This is a genomic window from Rheinheimera sp., from assembly GCF_037442345.1.
GTDB lineage: Bacteria > Pseudomonadota > Gammaproteobacteria > Enterobacterales > Alteromonadaceae > Pararheinheimera.
Genome location: NZ_JBBIQL010000030.1, coordinates 1 through 23932, shown reverse-complemented (window position 1 = coordinate 23932; position 23932 = coordinate 1). Strand labels below are relative to the sequence as shown.

Genomic DNA, 23932 nt, shown 5'->3' with positions numbered 1-23932 from the left:
ACCAATGAAATTCAGCGAATCCTGGTTAAGAGAGTGGGTGAACCCAGCGTTATCCACCAACGAACTGGCAGAACAAATTTCCATGGCCGGTCTGGAAGTGGACGGTATTGACGCCGTTGCTGGCCAGTTCACCGGTGTGGTGGTCGGGCATGTGGTCGAATGCGGCCGCCATCCGGAAGCCGATAAATTACAGGTCACCAAAGTAGATGTAGGCACTGGTGAGCTGCTGGACATCGTCTGTGGCGCAGCCAATTGTCGTCAGGGCCTTAAAGTGGCTGTGGCCACTGTAGGCGCTGTACTGCCGGGTGATTTCAAAATTAAAGCCGCCAAATTGCGTGGCCAGCCGTCCAACGGCATGTTGTGCTCGTTGCAGGAACTGGGCATGGCCGACAGCTCGGAGGGCATTATCGAGTTGCCGGCCGACGCACCACTTGGCAGCAATATCCGCGACTATCTGAAGCTGGATGATGTCAGCATCGAAGTCGACCTGACGCCCAACCGTGCCGACTGTTTAGGCCTGTTAGGCCTGGCCCGCGAAGTGGGAGTGTTGAATCAGCTGGACGTCACAGCGCCGGTGATTGAGGCCGTTGCCGCAACCATCACGGAACAAAAAGCCATTGTGCTGTCGGCGCCTGAGCATTGCCCACGTTATTTGGGCCGGGTGATCCGCAATATCAATCCGGGCGCGCTGACTCCGTTGTGGATGGTCGAAAAGTTGCGTCGCAGTGGCATTCGTTCTATTGATCCTGTGGTAGACGTCACCAACTTTGTGTTGCTCGAATTGGGCCATCCGATGCATGCCTTTGATTTAGAGAAAATCGAAGGCGACATTGACGTGCGTCTGGCGAGAGAAGGTGAAACGCTGACCCTGCTGGATGGCAACGAGGTGGCGCTGAAGCCAGACACCCTGCTGATTGCTGACCGTCAGAAAGCACTGGCGATGGCCGGTGTCTTTGGTGGCCTGCACAGTGGTGTCACCGCTGAGACTCAGCACATTTTCCTGGAAAGTGCCTTTTTCAGCCCGGTGAAAATGGCCGGTAAAGCCCGTCAATACGGTTTACACACTGACGCGTCACACCGCTATGAGCGGGGTGTGGACCCAGAGCTGCAGCGTACCGCCATGGAACGCGCCACCGCCTTGTTACTGCAAATTGTTGGTGGTGAAGCCGGTCCTGTGGTGGAAGCCGTGTCAGAAAGCCACTTGCCTAAAGCGGCCGAAATTACGCTGACGCGCGCCAAACTGGACAAACTGATCGGTATTCATATTGCCGACGCCACAGTGCTGGATATTTTCCAGCGTCTGGGCCTGAAGGTCACCCCCACAGCGGATGGCTGGTTGGCTGTTGCCCCGGGTTACCGCTTCGATATGCAGATTGCCGAAGACTTAGTGGAAGAAGTGGCGCGGGTGTATGGCTACAACAATATTCCAAATGTGGCTCCGCAAGCGGCGCTGTCGATGAGCCAGCACCGTGAAGCCCGCATCGATGTGCACAGTCTGCGTGATGTATTGGTCGGCCGTGGTTATCAGGAAGCCATTACGTACAGCTTTGTGGATCCAAAAGTACAGCAGGTGCTGTTCCCGCAGCAACAGGCGCTGGTGTTACCAAACCCAATTTCTGCCGATATGTCGGCAATGCGGTTGAACCTGTGGCCAGGTCTGCTGCAAGCTGCTCTGTATAACCAGAACCGTCAGCAGAACCGTATCCGTTTATTTGAATACGGCCTGAAATTCATTCCGGACGCGACCGCGGAAAATGGCGTACGCCAGGTGGAAGTCATTGGTGGTCTGGTGGTTGGCAGCTATGGCAACGAGCACTGGGCTATTGCTGAACGTGCTGTGGACTTCTATGACGCCAAAGGCGATGTCGAAGCCTTACTGAGCTTAACCTCAGCACCAGGCGAATTCAGTTTCAGCAAAGGGGAACACAGTGCCTTGCATCCGGGCCAGACCGCTCTGGTCAGCCGGAACGGTCAGCCAGTTGGTTATATCGGTGCTTTGCACCCTGAAGCACAGAACAAATTGGGCATTAAAGGCAAAGCCTACCTGTTTGAGCTGGAATTGACAGCCTTTGGCGATAAACATATTGTTTTAGCTGAAGAATTATCAAAATATCCGGCCAATCGTCGCGATTTGGCGATAGTTGTTAAATCCGATGTGCGTTTTTCAGATATCCTTGCTACTATTAGAAAAGTTAGCGGAAATCAATTAGTTGACCTAAGATTGTTTGACGTCTACACAGGGCAGGGCGTGGCAGAGGGCCACAAGTCATTGGCGGTGGCTTTGACGCTGCAAGACAAAACCCGCACCCTGGAAGATAAAGACATTCAACAGGTGATCACAGCTGTAGTTGACGTGTTAAAAACAGAGTTCAACGCAACGTTGAGGGATTAAGAATGGCGCTTACCAAAGCCGATTTAGCAGAGCGTTTATTTACCAAGTTTGGCATCAGCAAGCGCGATTCCAAATTGATCGTCGAATCATTTTTTGAAGAAATCCGGCTCGCGCTCGAGTCCGGCGACCAGGTAAAACTGTCCGGTTTTGGTAACTTCGACTTACGGGTGAAAAACCAACGACCAGGCCGTAACCCGAAAACAGGCGAAGACATTCCTATCTCCGCCCGTTGTGTGGTGACCTTCAGACCAGGCCAGAAACTAAAAAGCCGGGTTGAAGTGGGGACCGCCAAAAAGGCGCACCAGACCAAATAAAAAGGCAGGCGAAAGCCTGCTTTTTTTTACCTGCAGTTTCAACATGTTCGCGCCAGCCTCACTTTTACTCCGCCAGGGATGATCCATCCTAAGGCCCGGTACGTAATCAAGCAAAACAATGCTGGGGTAGTCTATGCGGATCCAGGTCGGGATCAGTGCCTGTGTATTGGGCCAGAAAGTCAGGTTTAATGGCGGCCATAAAGCGCTGCCTTTTGCTACGGATCAATTAAGTCGTTTTGTTGATTTTGTGCCTTATTGTCCTGAGGTTGCGATGGGGATGGGGACACCTAGGGAAACCATTCGTCTGCAGTTGGATACTCATCAGCAAATCCGTCTGGTGAGCAGTACCGATGGCGCCATCGATCACACCGAGGTGATGCGCAGCAGCACGGCCAAGGCGTTGCCTGCTATGGCAGCGCTGTCGGGTTATATCGTCTGCGCCAAATCACCGAGTTGTGGTATGGAGCGGGTGAAAGTGACAGACAGTACTGGCTTTCCCGTTGGTAAACTTGGCGTCGGCGTTTTTACCCAGCAACTGATGCAACAGTACCCCTGGTTGCCGGTGGAAGAAGATGGCCGGTTGCATGACGCTAATTTACGGGAAAACTTTGTAACCCGGGTCTGGGCCTGTCATCAGTACCAACAATTGCTGCAGTCGGGATTCAGTGTCGGCAAGCTGGTGGCTTTTCACAGCAGGTATAAGTTTCTGGTGATGGCCCACAGTCCGGTGGCGTACCGCGAGCTGGGCCGCCTGGTGGCGCAGGCTAAATTGTTTGCGCCAGAGGAGCTGGCGATGCGGTACCTGACCGACCTGATGCTGGCACTGAAACAGACGGCCAGCCGCAAGCAGCAGGCCAACGTATTGCAGCACTTACTTGGCTTTTTTAAACACCGTCTGGCGGCTTCTGCCAAGCAGGAGTTACTGCACCTGATTGAGCATTATCGCCTTGGGCATTTGCCATTGCTGGCTCCGTTGACCTTGCTAAAGCACCATTTGAACCAGCAGCCTCATGCGTATCTGCAGGCGCAGGTGTACTTTCAACCCTTTCCGGATGAGCTGGGTTTAAGAGCCTGATGACTGCTGCTGAATTTGTACTGGTCTGGTACCGCAACGATTTGCGCACTTATGACCATCCATCCTTAGTTGCGGCCTGCCAATCCGGTTTGCCGGTGCTGGCGCTCTTTATGGCGACACCGGGCAGCTGGCGGCAGCACCATATGGCGCCTGTCAAACAGGATTTAATCCGCCGACGGGTGCGGGCGCTGGAACAGGAGTTGTCCGAACTGAATATTCCGTTGTTGGCGTTGGAGGCGGATGATTATCCGAGCTGCCTGCCTGTTTTTGAACAGTTACTGCGCTCTGGAGCTCAGGCACTTTTTGCCGACATGGACTATGAACTGCGTGAGCTGCAGCGCGACCGCAAGGTGGAAGCGTTGTTTCATCAGAACGGGAAAGCCGTTCACTGGAGTAACAGGCGGGCCTTTATGCCGCCGGGTTCTGTACTGAATAAAAGCGGTGAAATGTACCAGGTGTTTACCCCCTTTAAAAAAGCCTGGCTGCAGCAGCTGGCGGGGCGTGGCGTGCAGGTGGCTAAGCGGCCCGCGCCTCAGCTGGTAGCGCCGCAGGTGCGTATCGAGATGCCGGGGATGCGACCGGGCGATGGCAGTTCTCTGGCGTACCCTGTGACTGAGCAGCAGGTGCTGGAGCAAATGCGCCGTTATTGCCAGGCGCAGGTGCAGGACTACCAGCAAAAGCGTGATTTTCCGGCGTTGGAGGCCACTTCTGGCTTATCGGCTTATCTGGCCATTGGGGTGATCTCGGTGCATCAGGTGGTGGCCAGGCTGCAGCTGGAGCATGGCCAGACCCTGAACCAAGGCGATTCCGGCCCGGCAGTCTGGTTGTCCGAGCTGATTTGGCGCGACTTCTACATACATATTCTGGTGGCGTTTCCGCAGCTGATTAAGCACAAAGCTTTTCAGGCTGAGACCGACCAGATTGTCTGGCCGAATGATCCACAGCGGTTTCAGGCCTGGTGTGATGGTAAAACTGGCTATCCCATTGTCGATGCAGCGATGCGCCAGCTGAACCAGACGGGCTGGATGCACAACCGGCTGCGCATGATAGTGGCCAGTTTCCTGGTAAAAGACCTGCATATCGACTGGCGGTGGGGCGAGCGGTATTTTATGTCCAAACTGATTGACGGCGATTTTGCCGCCAATAATGGCGGCTGGCAGTGGGCAGCGTCGACCGGCACCGATGCAGCACCTTACTTCCGCATTTTTAACCCTGTGACTCAAAGTGAGCGCTTTGACCCAAAAGGTGAATTTATCCGTCGTATGGTGCCAGAACTGGCCGATGTAGCCACAACGCAAATTCACTGGCCTCATCCACTGCCGATCTGGTCTGACTATGTCGCGCCCGTGGTGGACCATAACCAAGCCAGGCTGAGGACATTGGAGCTGTTTAAGGCGGTCAGGCAGCGTTGATTGAAGCTTCGGATAAAGTTTTTACTTGCTGAAGGCTGAGCTGCCACCTAAGATCGCGCTCCAGTTTGCCGGGAGCCACCATGAAACTTGAGATGCACGCCTTAATGACAGAACGCCTGAGTCAGGTTTTAGTGCCTGTGCTGAGTCAGCAGCAGCCATTGGACAAAGCACTGGCTGCGCTCTTTGCCACAGAAAAATACTCAGTCAAAGAGCAGGCAAATCAAGTTCAGCTGGCGCAGCAACTGATGCGTGGCTTAAGTCTGTATGAAGCACTGGCCGGCTGTCGTTTTGTTGAACAGCCAGCCAAGGTCTGGGCTGTATTGGCCAGCTGGCACGGCTATTCAGTGTATGGCCAACTGTTGCCTGATCTGACGGAATTACAGGGGAGGGCTGCGGCTTTGCCAGCCCACATTCTGCAGGGCTGCCCGGACTGGCTGGAACAACTGGGCCAACAGGAACTGGGGGATGCCTGGGCCCTTGAGCGTGAAGCCTTGTGGGCACGGGCGCCACGTTATGTCCGCGCCAATTGGCTGAAAATCAGCACCTCTGAGCTGCAACAGGCATTGCTGGCCGAAGGCATTGAAAGTCGCGTGGTGGCTGGGGTGCCAACAGCACTGGAAATTCTGTCGGACTGTGCTTTGTTTCAAAGCCGCGCTTTTAAGCAAGGCTGGTTTGAACAGCAAGACGCCGGCTCGCAGCAGGTAGCCGATGCGCTGCACGTGAAACCAGCTGCCCGGGTGATTGACGCCTGTGCCGGCGCAGGCGGCAAAAGTCTGGCGCTGGCGGCTCGTATGGCAGGCAAAGGCCGTTTGCTGGCAATGGATGTCGAGGAGTGGAAACTGGCCACTCTGCAGCAACGGGCGCGGAGGGCTGGGGCGGGCAATATCGAAACCCGGCTGATCAGCTCCAGCAAAACCATTAAACGTTTAGCCGACAAAGCCGACTTTTTGTTGTTGGATGTGCCGTGCAGTGGCAGTGGCGTGTTGCGGCGTAATCCGGATGCCAAATGGCAGGCACCGATGCGTCTGGCTGAACTCAAGGCCTTGCAACGGGATATTTTAAGCCGCTATAGCAAAATGCTGGCCATAGGAGGTGAGTTGCTTTATGCCACCTGTTCCATTTTCCCGTCAGAGAATCAGCACCAGGTGCAGTGGTTTTTACAGCAACGACCTGACTTTGTGCTGGAGCAGGAACAGACGATCAGCCCGGCTGCCACAGGTTTTGACGGTTTCTACTGGGCCAGATTAAGGCGGCAGGCTGTCATCACAGTGTAAAATTTTTTGATTGCGTTCAGTTTTCGCCTCGTCTATAACAGAGCTGTCTGAGTAGTAGAAGAGTCCAAGACGACCGTGGCCAGCCAGAAGCCTGAGATCCAAACCCCTGATCCGCTCACCGCCGAGTTGGTGCGGCTGCAGCAGGAAAACCACCATTTGCGGCTGATTAATCAGTTTGCGATTGAACTGCATGATTTATCCAATCCGGATGAAGTGCTGGATTATGCTGCCAAGCAAGTGGTGGCTGGTCTGGGTTTTGTCGACTGCGCTATTTTCATTTTTGATGCGAAAACACAGCTGTTAAAACGCAAAGCGGGCAGTGGCACCCGGGATTTACCTGTCCATCTTGGGGTGGCTGAGCTCAGTCTGGAACAAGGCCTGGTGGGGTATGCCGCCCGGCAGAAACACTCAGTACTGGTGAACGACACCCGGCAGGATCCCCATTATGTACCGGATTATTTCCCCAGTTTGTCTGAGCTGGTGGTGCCTATACTGGACCAGGGCGAACTGCTTGGTGTGATCGATTGCGAACATTCGCAACTGGGTTTTTTTCAGGGCGCACATCAGCAGGTGCTGGAAAAAGTTGCGTCCATTCTTGCCAGCAAATTACGCAAGGCGCAAATGCTGCAGCGGCTGGAGCAGTCGGTCAGTCAGCTGGAATATGCGGAACGTTTGCAAAAAGCACTGTATCAGATTGCTGCGTTTTCCAGTTTTGCCGACGAGTTTTCCGGTTTTTATCAGCGTCTGCACCAGATTGTTAACTCGTTGATCTATGCGCCAAATTTTTACATCGCCTTGTATGACGATGCGACGGAGTTGCTGCATTTCCCTTATTTTGCGGACACTGAAGACGACGAAATTGATCCCAACCAGGCCTTTGGTAAAGACGTGCTTGAGCACAGTCTGACCGGTTATGTGTTCAGAACCAACCAGGCGCTTTTGATCGATAAAGCACAAATGCTGGAGTTTGACCGCGCGCATCAGATCCGTATTTACGGTTCAGTACCAGAGTGCTGGCTGGGGGGGCCTTTTGTCGGCAGTGACACCATCCGTGGTGTCGTGGTGGTGCAAAGTTATATGCCACATATCCATTATTCTGAGCGGGATCTGGAGCTGCTGACTTTTGTCTCCCAACATATTTCCAATGCGCTGGAACGGGTTTTCTCTGAGAAAAGGTTGCAGCATCAGGCGTTGCATGATGCCTTAACAGGGTTACCAAACCGCAGTTTATTGCTGGACAGGATTGAGCAGGCGTTTAAGCGGATGCAACGTTTCCCGGCCAATCAACTGGCGGTTATGTATCTGGATTTAGACAGATTTAAAGCCGTCAACGACAGTCTGGGCCACCCGGTGGGCGATGCCTTTTTAGTCGAAGTGGGCCGGCTGCTGAAGAACTGTATGCGTCAGTCCGACACACTGGCCAGACTGGGGGGCGACGAATTTGCTGTGGTGCTGGAAGATGTCGGTTCGGTGCAGGATGTCACCGAAGTGGCTCAGCGTATCTGCGACAGTTTGCAGCAACCTATCCTGGTGGCCGGGCATTTATTGCAAAGCTCCTGCAGTATTGGCATCGCGCTGACCAACGCCAGGGAAGGTTTAACCGGGGCAGGGGAACTGATCCGCCGTGCCGATATTGCAATGTACCAGGCGAAGCAGGATGGCCGGGGGTTATTCCGGCTGTATCAGGACCATATGGGGCGGCAGGACAGTGAAGAATTCCAGCTGGACCAGGACATTAAAACAGCCTTAGCGCAGCAGCAGTTTGAACTGCATTATCAGCCGATTTTTGCGCTGGACCATCTGACATTGCAGGGATTTGAAGCCTTGATCCGCTGGCCGCATCCGCAAAAGGGGTGGGTGGCACCGGACCAGTTTATTCCTTTTGCCGAACAACAGGGGCTGATTAGCCGCATAGACCGCTATGTGCTGCAAAAGGCCGTGGCGCAGTTACGGGCCTGGCAGGTGGGCTGGCCTGCTCATTGTTATATCAGTGTCAATGTGTCGGGGTCGGCCTTTTCTGAACCGAATTTTGCCGCAGAGCTGTTGGAGCTGATTGCCTGTGCCCAGGTGAATCCTTGCTGGCTGGCGATAGAAATTACCGAGCGGGCGCTGATTGAAAATATCGGTCAGGCCCGTACCTCACTAAAAGAGCTGCGTGCGGCTGGCGTGAAGGTGCTGCTGGATGACTTTGGCACCGGTTATTCCAGCCTGAGTTACCTGAACGAATTTAAGCTGGATGTGCTGAAAATTGACCGGTCTTTTATTGCCAGTATAAAACCAAAGATCCAGGACAATCCGGTCATTAATACCGTCATCGCTCTGGCCAAAACCCTGGATTTACAGGTCGTGGCCGAAGGCATTGAAAGCCAGAACCAGTGTGAACTGCTGAAACTGCTGGGTTGCGATGCAGGCCAGGGCTATTGGTTTTCGCGCCCTGTGCCTGCTGCCGAGGCGATACGCTGGTTAAGTTAAGGCGATCTGATCGGCGTCGATGCGGATTGAACCCGCCTTGTACAAAGCGCCAATGGCCTGCTTAAACACTTTTTTACTGACCCCAAACTCGGCGGCAATTTGCTCCGGACTGCTTTTATCGGACAGCGGCAGCGTGCCGCCGGCTTTGCGCAGCTTCGCCAGGATCAGATCGGTCAGTTGCTGGGTTTTTTCATAACCGGGTTTATCCAGCAACAAATCAATTTTGCCATCGTCGCGCAATTTCTGTACATAAGCTGTGCCTTTGTACCCTATACGCAGCGGTTTAAACACCTGGTTGTTGTACAGCAGGCCCCAGTGCTGATGATCGACCACCACTTTGTACCCCAGGTCGGTGCGCGCAGCCACGATAAAACTGACGGCCTGACCTGCCTGGTACTGGGCAGGTTCTTTGCCGATAAATTTATCCAGTTTGGTGGAGGCAACAATACGGTTACTGCGGTCAACATAGCAGTACACCAGGGCCCATTTATCGGTTTGCAGTGGCAGGTTTTGTTCACTGAACGGCACCAATAAATCTTTTTTCAGGCCCCAGTTTAAAAAGGCCCCGACTTTGGTGCTGGCGACCACTTTCAGCTGCGCCACCTGTCCGACCATTACCAAGGGCGTTTCTGTGGTGGCAATCAGCTGGTCTTCCGAATCCAGGTATAAAAATACCTCCAGCTCATCACCCACAGCGGCGCCTGTTGGCACATACCGCTTGGGCAATAAAATATCCCCCCAGCTCAGGCCATCCAGATAGAGACCAAAATCGACCAGCTTTTTTACCGTTAAGCGGTTTAAAGTACCCAGGGCTAACATTCGGCCTCCCAAATAAAAAGTTCGTTACGGGCGGCTTTCACCCGGCTGAGGGCCAGTTGTTCGGTGCGAACGCTGGTACCGAACCAGATCTGGCCTTCGTTAATAGTGCATTGCAGCTGCATGGTGCGGTCACAAAAGCTCTGCAGCAGCGCCAGATGTTCTGGGCTGATGGCAAAAATGCTCAGGTTGTGCAAAGCCTGCAGCGCTTTCTGTTCGCTTTGGTACCATTTACTGACCGCAGTGCCGCCATACGCCAGCAATAATACCTGATTGGCTTTGTGGCTGGCTTTACGCAAGCGCCGCTCTTCGGGCAGCCCCAGTTCAATCCACAGCTGGCACTGGCCGTCCAGGCCTGTTATCGCCAGCGCTGCTTCATCGTCGTCTGAGATGCCTTTGCCAAATTGCAGCTGTTCGTCGGCACAGAGGGCAAACGCCAGCAGGCGCAACATCAGCCGCTCTTCGGTTTCAGACGGATGGCGGGCCAGAGTCAGCTGGTAATCCTGATAATGGTGCCGGCTTAAATCCGACACCTGTAATTGTGCTTTGTGTACTGTCGCCTTGAGCGCCATAAATGATTGCTTGCCGGAAAAAATGGCCGTTAGTGTACCTGCTTTACCGGCACAATTCAGCTGTTGTGGTGAAAGCTGTGCTTTAATGGCATAAATTCCGGATTGTACCCGCACGTCAGAACAGGTGAAAGCGATGGGATTGGATTGCCGCGATTGGCTGGATGTGAAAGAATACGAGTTTCTGCTGAACTATTTTATCCGGCGCCAGCGTGAGTCTGGCCTGGCGTCACTGGACGAACCGCTGAGTTATGACGGGTATTCGGCCTACGATCAACTGGCCGGGCGTTTAATGCAGGAGGCCCGGCTGGCGTTTGTCGAGACCTTTGGCAAAGCGGCACCCGCGCTGGCCTACACCAATTTATTTCATTTAGCCGAACTGGAACTTCAGGGCAGGCGCAGCCCCTTGCTGCAGGCCCCCCGCAGTATCAATTAAAAAAATGCCCTGTTGATCAGGGCGCTTTAATCCGCTTCAGGGCGTCGGTCAGCATAGGTAAATCCATTTTTTCATTCAGTGGCACCAGCGTACCGGCAGACCAGACACCATAACTGCCATCATCCCGCACCACAGTCATTTTGTCTTTTTTAAAGCTGATCAGCTGATGCTTGGTCAGGTTCAGTTTTGGCAGGGTTGATGGTTCCTGCAGCGCATCACCTGGCCAGTTACTGCGACAACCCACACTAAATAACAGGCTTGGCAACAAATCCAGATGTTGGGTCACGGCCTGTTGTTTTTTGTCAGGCCAACCCGGCCAGCGTACCAGTAATGGCGCAGGGGCCAGCAGCAGTTGCTGGTGGCTGGCGGTCAGTGCCAGCACCAGCGCCGCTTCATCGCTGTGCAGCAGTTGTTGCAGCTGCTCTGGCTGTTCGACAAACAGCAGTTGTGGCTGTTCTGCCGTGGAGGAGGCCGTTAACCAGCTCAGTTCGGCTGGCCAGTGGCCGGTTTTACCAACCCGGATGCTCTGTTGTTGCGCCAGCCAGGCGGGGGGGTGCTGCAGCAGGCTCAGATTGTCGGCCAGTTCCAGCTGGCCATACACCAGGTTTAACAGCGCAAGTTGTGGGTCGACCGGCGCAAAATGCTGGTCGCTGCTGGCAAAGCCCTGGTGTTGTAAAGCCAGCTGCAGTTCCTTGCTGAGCGTGGGCACCACATAAATCCGGAAAGCCGCAGGGGCACTGAGTTGGCAGCTCAAGGGTTGCAGGGATTGCCAGCTGCTTTGCGTCTGCAGCTGATCGGCTTTGTCCTGTTTCAGTTGCTGTAAATCCAGCAGATCATAACGGGCTAAAAAGGTATTGGCGGTGGCCGGGTAAGTCAGCGGCAGCACATTGTCCTGTTTGGTCACATCAAATTTCAGCTGGGCGTCGGCCCAGATATGCAGGCTGTGGCTGAAGACAAAACTGCCTAAAAACAGGGCGAGCAAAGGGCGGCCAAAACCCGAGTGCTGCAGGCGTTGCACTTTTTTCCAGCAAAAATTGGACAGTGTCAATTCAATTGCCAGCAGCAGTGCCGCGACGGCGGCGGTGATCAGCACAAAGTTACGGGCATTGGTGACCACCTGCTGGCGCAGCAGCTCGATGGTTTGTTCACTGGAGGCACTGCCGACATGATACCCAAGGCTTTGATAAACATATGCATCAAAAATCAGCAGCACCAGCCCTGCTGTGGCCAGCACAGCGGCGATACCGCGCACATGGCGCTGGTACGGAAACACCAGGCTGATAGGAAAGATGCTCAGGATAAAAAATAAAAAACACAAAAAAGCAGTGTGTCCCAACCAGTTGCTGACCAGATACAGCCAGCCCGCTGCAGTGACCGGCAGCGGTTCTGCCAGCCAGAAGGCACTGGTGACCCCAAGCGCCAGCAGGGTATTAAAGAAGGTGAACCAATGGCCCCAGTTCAGTAAACGGTTGACTTTACTGACCAGCGACAGGTTTTGCTCCAGCACCATATTAAGACGACTTCGGGCCTGACACAGCGTCGAGCAGCGCCTGACCAAACTGACGGGCGACGTCAGAGCGTTGCGCGGCAGGAACATGGGTATTGATGATATGGCTGATGCTGTTGCCCAGACACATCAGACTCAGCTCTGTGGTGGCCTGTTGCTGGCGTAATTCATCCAATAAGGCGTTGACGATTTTTTCAATCTGGTCTGTGGAATACTTTGATACAATCGGCATGTCTATCTCTTGCTTAAAACACCGGTTAACAGCCGGGAATACTAGCAGAATTACCGCTGAACAGGAAAACTTATGTCCGTCGATGTCCTTCATTTGGCTATCAATTTTATTCAGAGTCAGGAAAATGACCAGCTTAAGGCGCATTTTCGTCAGGCGCTGGTGCCGGTTTCGGCCGAAGTGGCGCATTTAATTGAACAGTTGCATCTGGCCTACAATGGCAAGCCGGCCAAAGGCTATGCCAGCTTTCACCCTGAGCAGCAAAGCCGTCTGGCGGAGCCGCTGGAACGCTGGCAGCAGCAGGAGTTGTCTTATCTGCAACTGGCCGAACATGCCACGCAGGAGCTGGTACTGCAGCTGGTACAGCACCAGATCCCGGAGTCGGGTTATTTCGTATTCTGCCATTACCGCTACCTGGCCAGTGAATACCTGCTGGTCACCTTGCTGGGCAGCAAGGACCATTTCAGTGTCACCGCCGATTTGCAGCTGTCGACCGACCGCCACCTGGATATTGCCCGTATGCAGCTGGCGGCACGGCTGGACCTGACTGAATACCAAAGCAGCCCGGAGCAACAAAAGTATATTTCCTTTATCCGTGGCCGGGCCGGACGCAAAGTGGCCGATTTTTTCCTCGACTTTTTAGGCTGTGAAGAGGGCATAGTGGCCAAAGATCAAAGCAAAATGGTACTGGCCTCAGTGGAAGAATACCTGGCCGCCAGCGATTACGATGCCAGTGAAAAAACCGATGTACGCAAGCAGGTGTATCAGTACTGTGAAGAGCAGGCCAAAGCAGGCCTGGATGTGCATCTGGATGAGCTGTCCAGCACCATCGACAGCAACGACGCCCGTGCATTCAGCCATTATTGCGCTGAACAGAATATTGCGGTGCCTGACCAGTTCCCTGTGGATGTGAAAGAGCTGAAAACCCTGGTGAAGTTCGCAGGCAGCGGTGGGGGGGTCAGCATCAGTTTTGAGCAAAAACATCTGGGGGAGCGGGTGAAATACGATATGGACCGCGACCTGCTGATTATTCAGGGGGTGCCACCCAACCTGAAAGATCAGCTGCAGCGTTTTTTAAAAGGTTTTTCCAGCTTTGATCGTCAAGCCGATGAAAGCTGAAGACTGCTGACTGGCAACGCACTTCAATCCGGCAGTATGAGCGGCCGGATTGAAGTCAGTCAGCCAGCTGATGTTCCGCTTTTTCAAATTCAAACTGCTGCAGCAGTGTGGCTCTGGACTCCCGCTTGATTTGCTCCGTCTTTGCCAGGGCCTGCACTTGAAACTGACGGCTCTGTTCCAGTACTGTCCTTCGGTTGGTTTGCCTGGGGGCGTCCTCTGTGAGGCCACATCAGGAGCTTCAATTCTTGCTGCGGTGCGCTCACAGTGCCGGTTTTCCCTGATTGGGGTTGGTTTCCCGACGCAAATTTACGATCTTTTTACTGCGCGGGCTGTGGGTTTGACAGTCTTTTTGCAGGCAACTTTTTTATCATTTCAGCCGTGTTCATAACGGATAAGACATGATGTTCAGACGAATCAAACCCATTGCTGTGTGTCAGCACCACAGTGCTCAAGGGCCAGCGTATTTGCAGCAGTATCTGGAATGGTGTGATTGCCCTTATCAGCTGTTCAGGGTTGACCAAGGGGAGATGCCGCCACAAAGCAGCAAGGATTTCAGTGCCTTGGTGGTATTGGGCTCCGATCGCAGTGTCAATGACAAGCAGCCCTGGATCCGAAAAGAGCTGCAGCTGGTAAAAGACGCTCTGGAGCGCCAAAAGCCGGTGCTTGGGCATTGTTTTGGCGGGCAGTTACTGGCGAAGGCGCTGGGCGCGTCAGTAAGGCCCAATGCGGTGCCTCAAATAGGGTGGGATAAAGTTAGAGTGACAGCCTATGCACAGGCAAAATGCCTGCTCAGGGCTGAACAGGACGTGCTGATGTTTCATTGGCACTTTGAAACCTTTCAAATTCCCGCTGGGGCCAGACGGCTGTTATTTGGTCAGTATTGCCTGAACAAAGGCTTTGTCTACGGCCCGCATCTGGGGTTGCAGTCCCATCTGGAAGTGACAGCGGACAGTATCCGGCAGTGGTGCCTTCAGGATGAAGCGGTTTTGCAGCGGTATCAGCATTTACCTTCGGTGCAGTCTGTCAGTCAAATCCAGCATCAGCTGGAACAAAAAGTGGCGCAGTTGCATCAGTGTGCCAACCAGATTTATCACAGCTGGTTACGGCATCTGCCTGGCATGGCAGGTCTGCCTCTGCCGCTGCGGCTGGTGGGGTAATGCAAAGCTGCGGTTAATCGGCGCCTGAGCCGCCCTGATCGGAGCCCGCTGCGTCTGTCTCGGTTGGGCTCGCGTCCGCTTTTTTCGGGCTGGCGGCAGGCGTGACTGTGCTGGTTAGCGCTGTACCTGTGGTGGCGCCGTCCTGGTTTTTGTCCCGTTGCGCCTGGTGCTGCCGCCACTTTTCATCCTGAGCTTTGTTGGTTCGCAATAGCCAAAGGTTGCCTATGACTATTCCCAGCACCAGCACCAATACCCACCAGAAGGTTAGGGTCATCACCACTCCTGACAAATGCGTTTGACATAACGCTGCATCAATTCAGGCAATAATGCAAGCAGCAGCGGCTGATCCGCCAATTCGCTTTGTTCTATTGCTTGCTGCAGCATCCAGAGTTCAAAAGCATTCAGTAAAGGAACAGCTTCAGGCGCATAACTCAGATGCCAGAGTTCCTGCGCCACGCCTCCGGTGTCGTGCCGGTACGGGCGGAAAAAACCAAAGTCAGCCGCATGCTGTTCCAGCCATATATGCAGTGGGTAAAACGGGCCGCCGCTGTTGTATTCGCTGTCCAGCAGCTGCACCTGATAATCGGCCGGTACAGCGGCTTTATCATACAGATCAAAGTCGGTGCCCCAATGATGGCGGCTGGCGCCAGGCAAGGCAGAATACAGCAAAATAGCGCGGATTTTCGCTTCAGCATCCAGCCTGGCCATATCAAGCTGTTGCTGCTGTTTGTCAAACACAGGGCGGTTGCCCTGGTATTTCGCCAGCCAAATCCGTTGCTGCTGAGCAAAAGAGCGGTACGAGGACAGCAGCGCCAGTTCAATGCCGTCCGCCGCTGCGGCCTGCTGCATTGCCAGAAAAGCCCGGGCTGTGGCTGCTGTTAACCTGTGCCGTTCGTCCAGGCTCTGCAGGTGGCGTTCATCGCGACCGGTCAGCTGCAGCGCCAGCACTGTCGGGGTATCCCACTGAAAACTGCCGGACGCCTGGTTCATCAGGCTGCCACCAGTTGTTCCAGGATCAGCTCGTACATCTGCGCCAGTAACTCCAGGTCGTCCACCCGCACGCACTCATCAATTTTATGAATGGTGCCGTTGCAGGGACCCAGCTCCAGCACCTGAGCGCCGGTTGGTGCAATAAAGCGACCATCCGAAGTGCCCCCCGTGGTTTCCAGTGAGGTGGCGATGCCCTGTACGTGCTCCACAGCCTTGACGGCGGCTGCAACCAGCGCACCACTGTCGGTTAAAAAGGGCAGACCGTTCAGCACCCAATTCAGCTCGTACTTCAGCTGGTGTTTGTCCAGAATAGCCAGTACCCGTTGCTGCAGCTGCTCCGCAGTCACTTCGGTGCTGTAACGGAAATTAAAGGTCAGGCTGACTTCGCCTGGCACCACATTGGTGGCACCGGTGCCAGCGTGCATATTGGAAATTTGGAAACTGGTGGCCGGAAAAAAAGCATTGCCCTGATCCCATTCGGTTATGGCCAGTTCAGCCAAAGCCGGTGCGGCTTTGTGGATAGGGTTGTCCACCAGATGCGGGTATGCCACATGGCCCTGAATTCCTTTGACGGTCAGATACCCGGTCAGAGAGCCACGGCGGCCGTTTTTAATCACATCGCCCAGAGTGTGGCTGCTGGAGGGTTCACCCACCAGGCACCAGGTTATTTTTTCCTGCCGCGCTTCCAGCACTTCCACCACCCGTTTGGTACCGTTGATAAATGGGCCTTCTTCGTCGCTGGTGATCAAAAAGGCGATATCAGCTTTCAGCGTCTGATGTTTACTTAAAAAACGCTCAGTGGCCACCACCATAGCGGCCAGACTGCCTTTCATATCGGCGGCGCCACGGCCATAGAGGTAACCATCGCGGATTTGCGGGGCAAAGGGCGGGCTGCTCCATTGCTCCAAAGGCCCTGTGGGCACCACATCGGTGTGACCGGCAAAACAAAACAAGGGTTTGCCGGTGCCTCGCCGGGCCCAAAGGTTCAGCGTGTCTTCAAAGAACATCGATTCAATGGAAAAACCTACGGCTTTTAACCGGTCGGCCATCAACTGCTGACAGCCTGCATCTTCCGGGGTGACGGAAGGACGGCGGATCAGTTCTTCCGTTAAGGCCAAAACGTCATGGTGCATACAGCCTCCTAGTTCGCCGCAACAGCAGTGAAAAAGTCCTGATACGAGGCTTCAGAGAAGCCGAGTAAATAACGGCCCTGATGCACCAGCACAGGTCGTTTAATCAGCGCAGGCTGAGCCAGCATCAGTTGTTTGGCTTTCTGTTCTGTCATATCGGCTTTGTCGCTGTCAGGCAGTGCCCTGTAGGTGGTGCCCCTGGTATTTAGCAGTGCCTGCCAGCCCAGCTGCTGACAAAAGCTGTCGAGCAACTCTGCGGTCAGGCCTTCCGCCCGGTAATCCCAAAACTGATAAGGCCGCTGGTTTTTTTCCAGGCTGGCGCGGGCTTTTTTGATGGTGTCACAGTTTTTGATGCCATACAGCAGAATCATGCAGTTGTATCCTTTTAAGAACTCAGCTCCAGCGCCAGCAAATCATCAGAAAAAGCCCGATGATAGCCGGCGCGGCAATAAATCCGGTTGATTTTAGGGTGAGGATGCAACTTCAGCATCACCCCCAGAGGTGTGTTGCCTTGCGCCAGAAGGCCAAGGTCAAATTGAGCAATCAGCTGGCCTGCGCTGACCGATGTCTGCTCCGGCACCGCCCAGACGAATCCCTGGCCCAGCTGCTGTGCGGTGTGATGTGGAAAATCAAGTTGCATCACCAGGCCGCTGCTATGACGCCAGCACAATTGCTGGCCTGTTGCGTTGCTGCGGCTGAACCGGGCAGAAAAAGGCGCCAGGATCTGGTTATCCCTAAGTTCCAGCCATAAACCATCACCGGCCAGCCCGCTGGCAAACAGCGATGGTGTTTCTGCGGTGCATGGTCCGGCATGCCCATGCACCGGGCTTTTCAGACGCAGGGATAAAGAGCTGTCTAACGCTGAAACCCATTGGATCCGACTGAACAAAGGCTGGCCTTACCAACACGACTCATACATGGTTTCAGATAGTAGCGAAAAATAACACCGGGTGAAATACACCGGTGGCAAAAGAGTCACTTGATGAAGATTGATCAAAATGTAGAGTTCGTGAGTTATTTAGAACAAAGATGGTAAAAATAGATGTTAATTTTAGTGCGAAATTCAGCGGAGCTAAGGGATTACTGTATTTGGGTTGTCCACAGAATCTGTGGATAACTTTGTGTGTTATTCTGTTTATCTTTGTTAACTTAATGAATTTTAAATAAATTAATCGATGGCACAAATTTTGTTTAATGACATTTGTAAGTAAACTAAATGAAAGGTCGAAGAAAAACATCTTTTTTGCCCGGAACTGAAATGAAATCGCTTCCAGAGGTCGCTAATGAATGTTTCATTTATGTTAGAAACTGGCTGGTGGCTGGGAAAAGTAAAAAAATCAGCGCAAAAGCATTGAGTTTTGGTGAGTTTTCACCGATATAGATAAGGTGTACATCCTGAACCGTGCCGGTCTGAGCCTCTCAGCCGTCCTCATTCCCAGCCTTAAGCGGAGAACTTGCCATGTCGTTCTGGTTAATGACCTGCAAAAATGGTTACCTGTACAGCAAAGAATGGCCACTGAGCGCGGAGCTCAATGCAATTTTTGTTGAAAATAAGGTGATTAAACTGACCTTATTTGCTCAAAAAGTCTGCCCGGTAGTGGCAGTCTGCGGGGCCTGGGTGCAATACAGCCAGTTGGGCGCTGCTCAGCTGCCGATGATCCTGACCCTGATGCTGGCCATTCTCTCTATGCCTCTGCAAGGCTTCTATTGGCTTGGCAAACGTGCACAAACCCGGCTTCCGCCATCCTTATCTCATTGGTATCATCAGGTCCGGCAAAAAATGCAGGAGTCTGGGCTTGAACCCAAAACCCTGCAGGGACAACCCAGCTACTTTGACTTGGCGCGTTTACTGAAACAGGCCTTTGCTCAACTGGACAGTGCCTTTATCCGGCAGTGGTTATAACCTTAATTCGGGTCCAGGTACTGGCGCTGCGAGAAGGTTTTTACCCATTCTGGTTTGTAAATCACAAAGAGTGTCATCGCCATGCCATTGAGCAACGCCTCAGGTAAGGCCGCCAGAGGAATGAACAGAAGGTAACTGTCAATCAGTTGCGCTGAGCTGTACTGCTGCCAGAATGGCAAGGCTTTGAGCAGTAAAAACAGGCAAAGAGCCAGAGCGCTGTTTAAAAAGGCGGCCACAAATAAATAGACAAATGAATGCCTGGGCAGGAACTGATAGACCCACCAGACCAGCAAGGCGTTTAGCCACAAGGTCCAAAACGCGCAGCACAGCACCCAGAGACTGTGCTCCAGGCTCCACCCCAACTGCAGGTACCCTAAACCACAGACCAGCGTCGCCAGCAGGCTGGCGAGTCTCAGGCCAAACAGCAGCAGTGCTGTTGTCAGGCCAAGAAAATGCACCGACAGGGGCTGTAACACTGCGGCGTCCGTCTGCCATAACAACGCCAGAACACAGCAACAGGCTCCATAAAGTGGCCAGGGCGGATGGGTTTGTCTGAGCTCTCGCCAGAATGCCTTGTCCAGCCAGAGTAAGACTCCGGCCAGCAAAGTCAGGGCGGTGAACAGCAGCATTAATCCAGCTTAAACCTGGACCAGACGGGCGCGTGGTCGGAAGGCCGGTCTGAACCACGAATTTCATAATCGATATCCGATTCGACACACAAGGCTGCCAAAGGCGGCGTGGCCATCACCACATCGATGCGCAGGCCTCTGTTGTCATCAAAACCTTTGGAGCGGTAATCAAACCAGCTGTAACGTGCGGTGGCGTCCGGATGCAAAGCCCGGAAGGTATCGACCAGGCCCCAGGCCTTCAGTTTGCCCAGCATTTCGCGTTCTTCCGGCAAAAAGGAGCATTTGCCTTCTTTTAACCAGCGCTTGGCGTTGCTGTCACCAATACCTATGTCCAGATCCAGCGGGGAAATGTTGATATCCCCAATCACCGCTATCCATTCATCGGGGCTATGATGGGTTTCCAGGTACTGCATCAGGTCGGCGTAAAATTTTTGTTTGGCCGGAAACTTGGTTTCATGGCTGCGGTTTTCGCCCTGTGGAAAATAGCCGTTTAATAAGGTCAGGGTTTTGCCATTGGCCAACTTAAATTTGCCAATCAGCATCCGGCGCTGCGCATCCGGGCCGTCGGTTGGGAAGCCATACAACATGGATTCGGCAGGCAGCTTACTGAGCACCGCCACGCCGTAATGACCTTTCTGGCCAAAATAATACAGCTGGTAGCCAAATTTCAGCATCTCCTCCAGCGGAAATTCATCGTCGTGCACTTTGATTTCCTGCAAGCCAACAAAATCAGGCTGATGTTTGGCCAGCAGAGCTTCGAGCTGATGGGGGCGGGCGCGCAGGCCGTTAATGTTAAACGAGATTATTTTCATAGAAAGATCAACCCAATAAGGACTAAGGGACGCATCAGGCCATACTAGCATTTTGTCGGCGGCCGCGAAAACTGCAGTTGCACTCGCGCCGCTGAGCTTTTAAGCTCTGCCGGTCGAATTTAGGGGTGAAAGTTACGTGGCCGTACCCGCTTATCAGTTACGTTATTCTGCCAGACGTCGCACTTTGCAATTGCAGATTAAAGCAGGCCAGCTGTGGGTGGCTGCACCGGTTGGCATGTCTGTGCGTCAGATCGAAGCCTTTATTCAGCAAAAATCAGCCTGGGTGGAGCAGCATTTATCAGCACCTTTGCCGCAAGTTCCTGATTGGCTTGGTCTGGGGGAATTGCCTTATCTGGGGCGCCGGTTGCAGCTTAAAGTGGTGACAGACGTACTGAATGCCTGGACCCTGGAAGGGGATACCCTGTGGCTGCAGCTGAGTAGCCGCAATAAAGCCGTCAACCAGCGACGCTGGATGCAACAACTGGTGCAGCAGTTTTATGCATCTGAAACTGAGTTCTGGTTTAACGCCCAGGCGCCTGGCCTGGCGGCTGCGATGGGGTTGCGTTATCAGGCCATACAAAGCGGTGACTTTAAACGCAAATGGGGCAGTTGCAACAGCAAAGGCGAGCTGCAGTTTAACTGGCGGCTGATGATGGCCCCACCTTGGATTTGCACTTACTTGCTGGTGCACGAACTGGCTCACCTGCAGCATATGAACCACAGCCCGGATTTCTGGCAACTGGTGGCAGCCCATAACGCGGATGCCAAAAAAGCCCGGTTGTGGCTCAGGCAGAACCAGCACTGGATGCAGCTGACATAAAGCCTGAACAAAAAAGAGAGCCGGCATCATGCCGGCTAAAAATACTGCTTAGGGAGAAATGAAATCCAGATACTGGCTCTGACTCTGCTGTATCGAAAAAATTCCGCCGCTGCCAACAAATAGTTGCATTTGATCACGTTACCCCTTGTGATCATCTTTTCGGCACCGGGCTTTTCTGCTTTAATCCGGCGTTTTGAATACAAACCAGAGGCGCGCAGCGCCCTTTATCAACAGTGGACCAAGGTATGACACATCCATTACGTCTGCAGCAGCTGGCCAAGCTGGTGGACTTAACCCGATTAAATGAGCAAGACAATGAAACTGCGGTGATGCAATGGTTAGAGGCGCAGTTGGCGGCACAAGGGGCAGTGCAGCCCGCAGCGGTTTGTGTGTACCCAGCTTATATTGGCGTGGTTCGTTCGCTGTTACAGCAATACGGTGCCGGTTGTGCTGTCGCCACAGTGGTCAATTTTCCATCAGGCGACCAGCCGGTTGAACAGGTGCGGCAAGAGATCCGAGCCGCCATTGCCGCAGGTGCGGATGAAATCGATTGTGTGTTGCCGTACCGCCAATTGCTGAAAGGTCAGTTGGAGGAAGTGCGCGGATTTTTGCAGCAGGTCCGTGCCGAGTGTGGTGATGTGCTGCTGAAAATTATTATTGAAAGTGGTGAGCTGGCGACGGCACAGCAGGTGTGCAAAGCCACTGAACTGGTGATCGACAGTGGCGCTGATTTTGTGAAATCGTCCACTGGTAAAGTACCTGTGGGTGTGACCGAAGACGCCGCCCGTATTATGTTAACAGCCATAGCTGCGGCTGACCGTGTGGTGGGTTTTAAAGCGTCCGGCGGTGTGCGCACCATTGAATTTGCTGAGCGGCTGTTGAGCCTGTACGAAGAGCTGACCGGCCAGCTGGCGACTGCAGCCACTATGCGCATTGGAGCCAGTGCTTTGCTGCAGGATATTCAGCAGGCGCTGGACTATTGAGGGAACCAAGGCAGCTTCTTCAACGGAAGCTGCGTTTTTCTTCTTTGAGTTTATTAAACTGATTCAGTAACTCGGTGTAGCGTTCTTTATGATGTTCCGGCAGCGGCATATTGTCGACTATCCTGAAGGTTTTCCGGCATTTCTCTACTAAATCAATGGGTTTCTTCAGCTTTGGATCGGCCATCATCTGAATGCCGGTCTGGATCAGATTCAAGGCACTGCCCGTGTTCATCGGGGCCACATCCAGTGCCTGCTCAAACAGCTGCAGTGCCAGGCTGTAGTTGCCTTCCTTGTAACTTTGAATGCCTCGTTTGTTCAGTTCCTGGAACTGAACGCGACGTTGCTCCACCCGTTGTTGCTGTTCATCAAAGAGTTTCTGCAACACCGGGTCGACCACGCCACTGAAACTTTGCAGGCGTTCAGTCAGAGCCAGTGCCTGTTCGTATTCACCTATCTGGTTTAACAACAAAATGGCGTCAGCCGTGCTGTGTGGTGGCGGGGGCAGTTCGTCTGGTTGCTCAGGGTCGGCTTCAGCTGTTAACTGAGCTTCAACCCGGCCTGCAACTTCTGCATAGGTTTTTTTGGCCAGGTACTGCTGACCGCTTAACGACTCCAGCCGCGCCTGGCACAAGCTCTCAAACAGCTCAAAATCAAAATCCCGGATCACGGTGTCTTCGCGTTTTGCTCTGTGCAGGGCCAGTAAAGCTTCCTGCTGGTACTTATTCCGTTGGGTCGTTTCTTCACTGCGGGTGGCTGCGTCTATGACGGTGCGGATATAGTTCAGCAGGTGGATCACTTCCTGCCGGGCGGCCCGTCGGGTGATTTCGTAAATCTGCTTGCTCGCCATTACCAGGCTGGGCAAATCGCTGAGTTCACGGGCGACATCCATCAGCAGGTTCTGCCGGCTGACGGAAAAAGGGGAAATAGTGACGGCATGAGTCACGATGGCCATGGCTTCTTCCAACTGGCCCTGAGCAATCAGGTTGCGGGCTTTTAAATCCATGGCTTCGGCGAAAAACCTGTTGGTGTCTATGGCTTCGTTACAGAACTCCAGGCTTTCTTCATAGCGTTTCTGTTCAAAACAGAGGCGGGCTTGTAATAACAAGGCCCAGTTCAGCCGGTTAAACGTCAGCACTTCGGATAACAGGGCTTCCGCGTCAGCGTATTGCTGCAGTTTCAGATGCGTTTCCGCCTGAATGCGGGTGCACAGGCTCTGATAACGGCTGCCAGCTGCCCGTTCCTGTTTACAGGCTTCAATGACCAGTTCGGGTTGTTCGTCATGCATAGCCTGATAAATAGGGGCCAGCTGAGCTTTACGGTTCTGGATTTTCTGCAAACGGGTGCGCAACACGCTTTGAGAAAAGGGTTTAATGATGTAATCATCAGGTTCAATTTCAACAGCACCTATCACCATAGGCACATGATTTTCGCCTGTGACAATCATGTAAATGGCGGCAGGGTGCAGTAACTTTTTTTCCCGCAAATCTTCCAGTAACTGCCGGCCGTTTTTTCCGGAGCCCAGATTGTAATCGACAAAAAGCACATCAAAAGGGATATGGCTGCATTTGCTCAACGCCTGTTCGCCGGTCTGAACAAACGCAATATTGGTGGCCCCCATCGAATACAAAATACCTTTGAGCAACAGCTGGAAAGGGCGTTGGTCATCAACAATCAGAACCCGAAGATTTTCCAGAGTTTTATACGGCATTCAGCAAAACCCAGACAAAGAACTATGGCAAGTGTTGATAATATGTAAGCTTTTGGCAAGCAATAATTCAGAAACACTGCGTAAAGAGTCAGTTTTTAAACAAGAGGATACAACAAAAAAAAACACAGAAGGAAGATGGTGGAGGGGGAAGGATTCGAACCTTCGAAGGCAGTGCCGGCAGATTT

General features: G+C 53.3%; 24 protein-coding genes. 12 read left to right on the top strand and 12 right to left on the bottom strand.

Going from position 1 to position 23932, the window contains the following annotated elements; genetic code table 11:
* The first annotated feature begins 4 nt into the window (after positions 1–4).
* The 6 genes from pheT (at position 5) to WKJ04_RS16275 (ending at position 8939) form a co-directional block, all read left to right on the top strand.
* The gene (gene pheT / locus WKJ04_RS16300; RefSeq protein ID WP_337881388.1) at positions 5–2392 is read left to right on the top strand and encodes a phenylalanine--tRNA ligase subunit beta; all 2388 of its coding nucleotides are present in this window, start codon (positions 5–7) and stop codon (positions 2390–2392) included.
* A gap of 2 nt (positions 2393–2394) precedes the next feature.
* Positions 2395–2706 (top strand): integration host factor subunit alpha, encoded by a 312-nt coding sequence (locus WKJ04_RS16295; protein WP_337881387.1) that lies wholly within the window; start codon positions 2395–2397, stop codon positions 2704–2706.
* A gap of 133 nt (positions 2707–2839) precedes the next feature.
* On the top strand, positions 2840–3781 hold the full coding sequence (locus tag WKJ04_RS16290) for a DUF523 and DUF1722 domain-containing protein (RefSeq protein ID WP_337881386.1): 942 nt from the start codon (positions 2840–2842) through the stop codon (positions 3779–3781).
* Entirely contained in the window at positions 3781–5193 is a 1413-nt protein-coding gene (gene phrB, locus WKJ04_RS16285; RefSeq protein ID WP_337881385.1) for a deoxyribodipyrimidine photo-lyase, read from the top strand. Before WKJ04_RS16290 ends, phrB begins: the two co-directional genes overlap by 1 nt.
* Positions 5194–5273: 80 nt before the next feature.
* The gene (locus WKJ04_RS16280; protein ID WP_337881384.1) at positions 5274–6467 is read left to right on the top strand and encodes an RsmB/NOP family class I SAM-dependent RNA methyltransferase; all 1194 of its coding nucleotides are present in this window, start codon (positions 5274–5276) and stop codon (positions 6465–6467) included.
* A gap of 75 nt (positions 6468–6542) precedes the next feature.
* A complete protein-coding gene (locus tag WKJ04_RS16275; RefSeq protein ID WP_337881383.1) occupies positions 6543–8939 on the top strand; it encodes an EAL domain-containing protein in 2397 nt (798 codons plus the stop codon).
* On the opposite strand, the gene WKJ04_RS16270 is transcribed toward WKJ04_RS16275, so the two are convergent.
* Together WKJ04_RS16270 and WKJ04_RS16265 are read right to left on the bottom strand one after the other, a co-directional pair.
* Positions 8931–9758 carry a S1-like domain-containing RNA-binding protein gene (locus WKJ04_RS16270; RefSeq protein ID WP_337881382.1) on the bottom strand — a complete coding sequence of 276 codons (828 nt, stop codon included), beginning with the start codon at positions 9756–9758 and terminating at the stop codon, positions 8931–8933. The two genes, WKJ04_RS16275 and WKJ04_RS16270, sit on opposite strands and share 9 nt — an antisense overlap.
* Positions 9752–10327, bottom strand: a complete 576-nt coding sequence (locus WKJ04_RS16265) for a YaeQ family protein (RefSeq protein ID WP_337881381.1) — start codon at positions 10325–10327, stop codon at positions 9752–9754. The genes WKJ04_RS16270 and WKJ04_RS16265 overlap by 7 nt, the downstream gene beginning before the upstream one ends.
* Positions 10328–10460: 133 nt before the next feature.
* Here WKJ04_RS16265 and WKJ04_RS16260 point away from each other — a divergent pair, with 133 nt between their 5' ends.
* Positions 10461–10760 carry a hypothetical protein gene (locus WKJ04_RS16260; RefSeq protein WP_337881380.1) on the top strand — a complete coding sequence of 100 codons (300 nt, stop codon included), beginning with the start codon at positions 10461–10463 and terminating at the stop codon, positions 10758–10760.
* 16 nt (positions 10761–10776) lie between these two features.
* On the opposite strand, the gene WKJ04_RS16255 is transcribed toward WKJ04_RS16260, so the two are convergent.
* Positions 10777–12270, bottom strand: a complete 1494-nt coding sequence (locus WKJ04_RS16255; protein ID WP_337881379.1) for a DUF3413 domain-containing protein — start codon at positions 12268–12270, stop codon at positions 10777–10779.
* 1 nt (position 12271) lies between these two features.
* Positions 12272–12499 carry a DUF1414 domain-containing protein gene (locus tag WKJ04_RS16250; RefSeq protein ID WP_337840299.1) on the bottom strand — a complete coding sequence of 76 codons (228 nt, stop codon included), beginning with the start codon at positions 12497–12499 and terminating at the stop codon, positions 12272–12274.
* A 72-nt stretch (positions 12500–12571) separates the two neighbouring features.
* Here WKJ04_RS16250 and yejK point away from each other — a divergent pair, with 72 nt between their 5' ends.
* Together yejK and WKJ04_RS16240 are read left to right on the top strand one after the other, a co-directional pair.
* A complete protein-coding gene (gene yejK / locus WKJ04_RS16245; protein ID WP_337881378.1) occupies positions 12572–13615 on the top strand; it encodes a nucleoid-associated protein YejK in 1044 nt (347 codons plus the stop codon).
* 398 nt (positions 13616–14013) lie between these two features.
* Positions 14014–14772, top strand: a complete 759-nt coding sequence (locus WKJ04_RS16240; RefSeq protein WP_337881377.1) for a type 1 glutamine amidotransferase — start codon at positions 14014–14016, stop codon at positions 14770–14772.
* Between the two features lie 13 nt (positions 14773–14785).
* Here WKJ04_RS16240 and WKJ04_RS16235 read toward each other — a convergent pair whose 3' ends face one another.
* From WKJ04_RS16235 to WKJ04_RS16215, 5 genes are read right to left on the bottom strand one after another with little or no spacing between them, the layout of a single operon-like run.
* Positions 14786–15046 carry a DUF2897 family protein gene (locus tag WKJ04_RS16235; RefSeq protein WP_337881376.1) on the bottom strand — a complete coding sequence of 87 codons (261 nt, stop codon included), beginning with the start codon at positions 15044–15046 and terminating at the stop codon, positions 14786–14788.
* A complete protein-coding gene (locus tag WKJ04_RS16230; RefSeq protein ID WP_337881375.1) occupies positions 15046–15762 on the bottom strand; it encodes a M15 family metallopeptidase in 717 nt (238 codons plus the stop codon). The genes WKJ04_RS16235 and WKJ04_RS16230 overlap by 1 nt, the downstream gene beginning before the upstream one ends.
* The gene (gene dapE / locus WKJ04_RS16225; protein ID WP_337881374.1) at positions 15762–16895 is read right to left on the bottom strand and encodes a succinyl-diaminopimelate desuccinylase; all 1134 of its coding nucleotides are present in this window, start codon (positions 16893–16895) and stop codon (positions 15762–15764) included. The genes WKJ04_RS16230 and dapE overlap by 1 nt, the downstream gene beginning before the upstream one ends.
* Before the next feature lie 8 nt (positions 16896–16903).
* Positions 16904–17263, bottom strand: coding sequence for an ArsC family reductase (locus tag WKJ04_RS16220; protein WP_337881373.1), 360 nt, complete (start codon positions 17261–17263; stop codon positions 16904–16906).
* A gap of 14 nt (positions 17264–17277) precedes the next feature.
* Positions 17278–17781, bottom strand: a complete 504-nt coding sequence (locus WKJ04_RS16215; protein WP_337881372.1) for a PTS glucose transporter subunit IIA — start codon at positions 17779–17781, stop codon at positions 17278–17280.
* Between the two features lie 570 nt (positions 17782–18351).
* On the opposite strand from WKJ04_RS16215, the gene yfbV reads away from it, so the two are divergent.
* On the top strand, positions 18352–18795 hold the full coding sequence (gene yfbV / locus WKJ04_RS16210; protein ID WP_337881371.1) for a terminus macrodomain insulation protein YfbV: 444 nt from the start codon (positions 18352–18354) through the stop codon (positions 18793–18795).
* 2 nt (positions 18796–18797) lie between these two features.
* On the opposite strand, the gene WKJ04_RS16205 is transcribed toward yfbV, so the two are convergent.
* Both WKJ04_RS16205 and xthA read right to left on the bottom strand, forming a co-directional pair.
* The gene (locus WKJ04_RS16205) at positions 18798–19424 is read right to left on the bottom strand and encodes an energy-coupling factor ABC transporter permease (protein ID WP_337881370.1); all 627 of its coding nucleotides are present in this window, start codon (positions 19422–19424) and stop codon (positions 18798–18800) included.
* Positions 19424–20236, bottom strand: a complete 813-nt coding sequence (xthA, locus tag WKJ04_RS16200) for an exodeoxyribonuclease III (protein ID WP_337881369.1) — start codon at positions 20234–20236, stop codon at positions 19424–19426. Before xthA ends, WKJ04_RS16205 begins: the two co-directional genes overlap by 1 nt.
* A gap of 136 nt (positions 20237–20372) precedes the next feature.
* On the opposite strand from xthA, the gene WKJ04_RS16195 reads away from it, so the two are divergent.
* Positions 20373–21056 carry a SprT family zinc-dependent metalloprotease gene (locus WKJ04_RS16195; protein ID WP_337881368.1) on the top strand — a complete coding sequence of 228 codons (684 nt, stop codon included), beginning with the start codon at positions 20373–20375 and terminating at the stop codon, positions 21054–21056.
* Between the two features lie 245 nt (positions 21057–21301).
* Positions 21302–22039, top strand: coding sequence for a deoxyribose-phosphate aldolase (deoC, locus tag WKJ04_RS16190; RefSeq protein ID WP_337881367.1), 738 nt, complete (start codon positions 21302–21304; stop codon positions 22037–22039).
* A gap of 19 nt (positions 22040–22058) precedes the next feature.
* Here the strand turns inward: deoC and WKJ04_RS16185 are convergent, their stop codons facing one another.
* Entirely contained in the window at positions 22059–23747 is a 1689-nt protein-coding gene (locus WKJ04_RS16185) for a response regulator (RefSeq protein WP_337881366.1), read from the bottom strand.
* Between the last annotated feature and the right edge of the window lie 185 nt (positions 23748–23932).

Bases quoted from the DNA above. Each gene is read 5' to 3' on its own strand.
- WKJ04_RS16205 (WP_337881370.1), bottom strand. From the start codon at position 19,424: ATGCTGCTGTTCACCGCCCTGACTTTGCTGGCCGGAGTCTTACTCTGG.
- WKJ04_RS16280 (WP_337881384.1), top strand. From the start codon at position 5,274: ATGAAACTTGAGATGCACGCCTTAATGACAGAACGCCTGAGTCAGGTT.
- WKJ04_RS16230 (WP_337881375.1), bottom strand. From the start codon at position 15,762: ATGAACCAGGCGTCCGGCAGTTTTCAGTGGGATACCCCGACAGTGCTG.
- WKJ04_RS16255 (WP_337881379.1), bottom strand. From the start codon at position 12,270: ATGGTGCTGGAGCAAAACCTGTCGCTGGTCAGTAAAGTCAACCGTTTA.
- deoC (WP_337881367.1), top strand. From the start codon at position 21,302: ATGACACATCCATTACGTCTGCAGCAGCTGGCCAAGCTGGTGGACTTA.
- yfbV (WP_337881371.1), top strand. From the start codon at position 18,352: ATGTCGTTCTGGTTAATGACCTGCAAAAATGGTTACCTGTACAGCAAA.
- WKJ04_RS16220 (WP_337881373.1), bottom strand. From the start codon at position 17,263: ATGATTCTGCTGTATGGCATCAAAAACTGTGACACCATCAAAAAAGCC.
- WKJ04_RS16235 (WP_337881376.1), bottom strand. From the start codon at position 15,046: ATGACCCTAACCTTCTGGTGGGTATTGGTGCTGGTGCTGGGAATAGTC.
- yejK (WP_337881378.1), top strand. From the start codon at position 12,572: ATGTCCGTCGATGTCCTTCATTTGGCTATCAATTTTATTCAGAGTCAG.
- pheT (WP_337881388.1), top strand. From the start codon at position 5: ATGAAATTCAGCGAATCCTGGTTAAGAGAGTGGGTGAACCCAGCGTTA.
- WKJ04_RS16185 (WP_337881366.1), bottom strand. From the start codon at position 23,747: ATGCCGTATAAAACTCTGGAAAATCTTCGGGTTCTGATTGTTGATGAC.
- phrB (WP_337881385.1), top strand. From the start codon at position 3,781: ATGACTGCTGCTGAATTTGTACTGGTCTGGTACCGCAACGATTTGCGC.
- WKJ04_RS16270 (WP_337881382.1), bottom strand. From the start codon at position 9,758: ATGTTAGCCCTGGGTACTTTAAACCGCTTAACGGTAAAAAAGCTGGTC.
- WKJ04_RS16290 (WP_337881386.1), top strand. From the start codon at position 2,840: ATGCGGATCCAGGTCGGGATCAGTGCCTGTGTATTGGGCCAGAAAGTC.
- WKJ04_RS16240 (WP_337881377.1), top strand. From the start codon at position 14,014: ATGATGTTCAGACGAATCAAACCCATTGCTGTGTGTCAGCACCACAGT.
- xthA (WP_337881369.1), bottom strand. From the start codon at position 20,236: ATGAAAATAATCTCGTTTAACATTAACGGCCTGCGCGCCCGCCCCCAT.
- WKJ04_RS16265 (WP_337881381.1), bottom strand. From the start codon at position 10,327: ATGGCGCTCAAGGCGACAGTACACAAAGCACAATTACAGGTGTCGGAT.
- dapE (WP_337881374.1), bottom strand. From the start codon at position 16,895: ATGCACCATGACGTTTTGGCCTTAACGGAAGAACTGATCCGCCGTCCT.
- WKJ04_RS16250 (WP_337840299.1), bottom strand. From the start codon at position 12,499: ATGCCGATTGTATCAAAGTATTCCACAGACCAGATTGAAAAAATCGTC.
- WKJ04_RS16260 (WP_337881380.1), top strand. From the start codon at position 10,461: ATGGGATTGGATTGCCGCGATTGGCTGGATGTGAAAGAATACGAGTTT.
- WKJ04_RS16295 (WP_337881387.1), top strand. From the start codon at position 2,395: ATGGCGCTTACCAAAGCCGATTTAGCAGAGCGTTTATTTACCAAGTTT.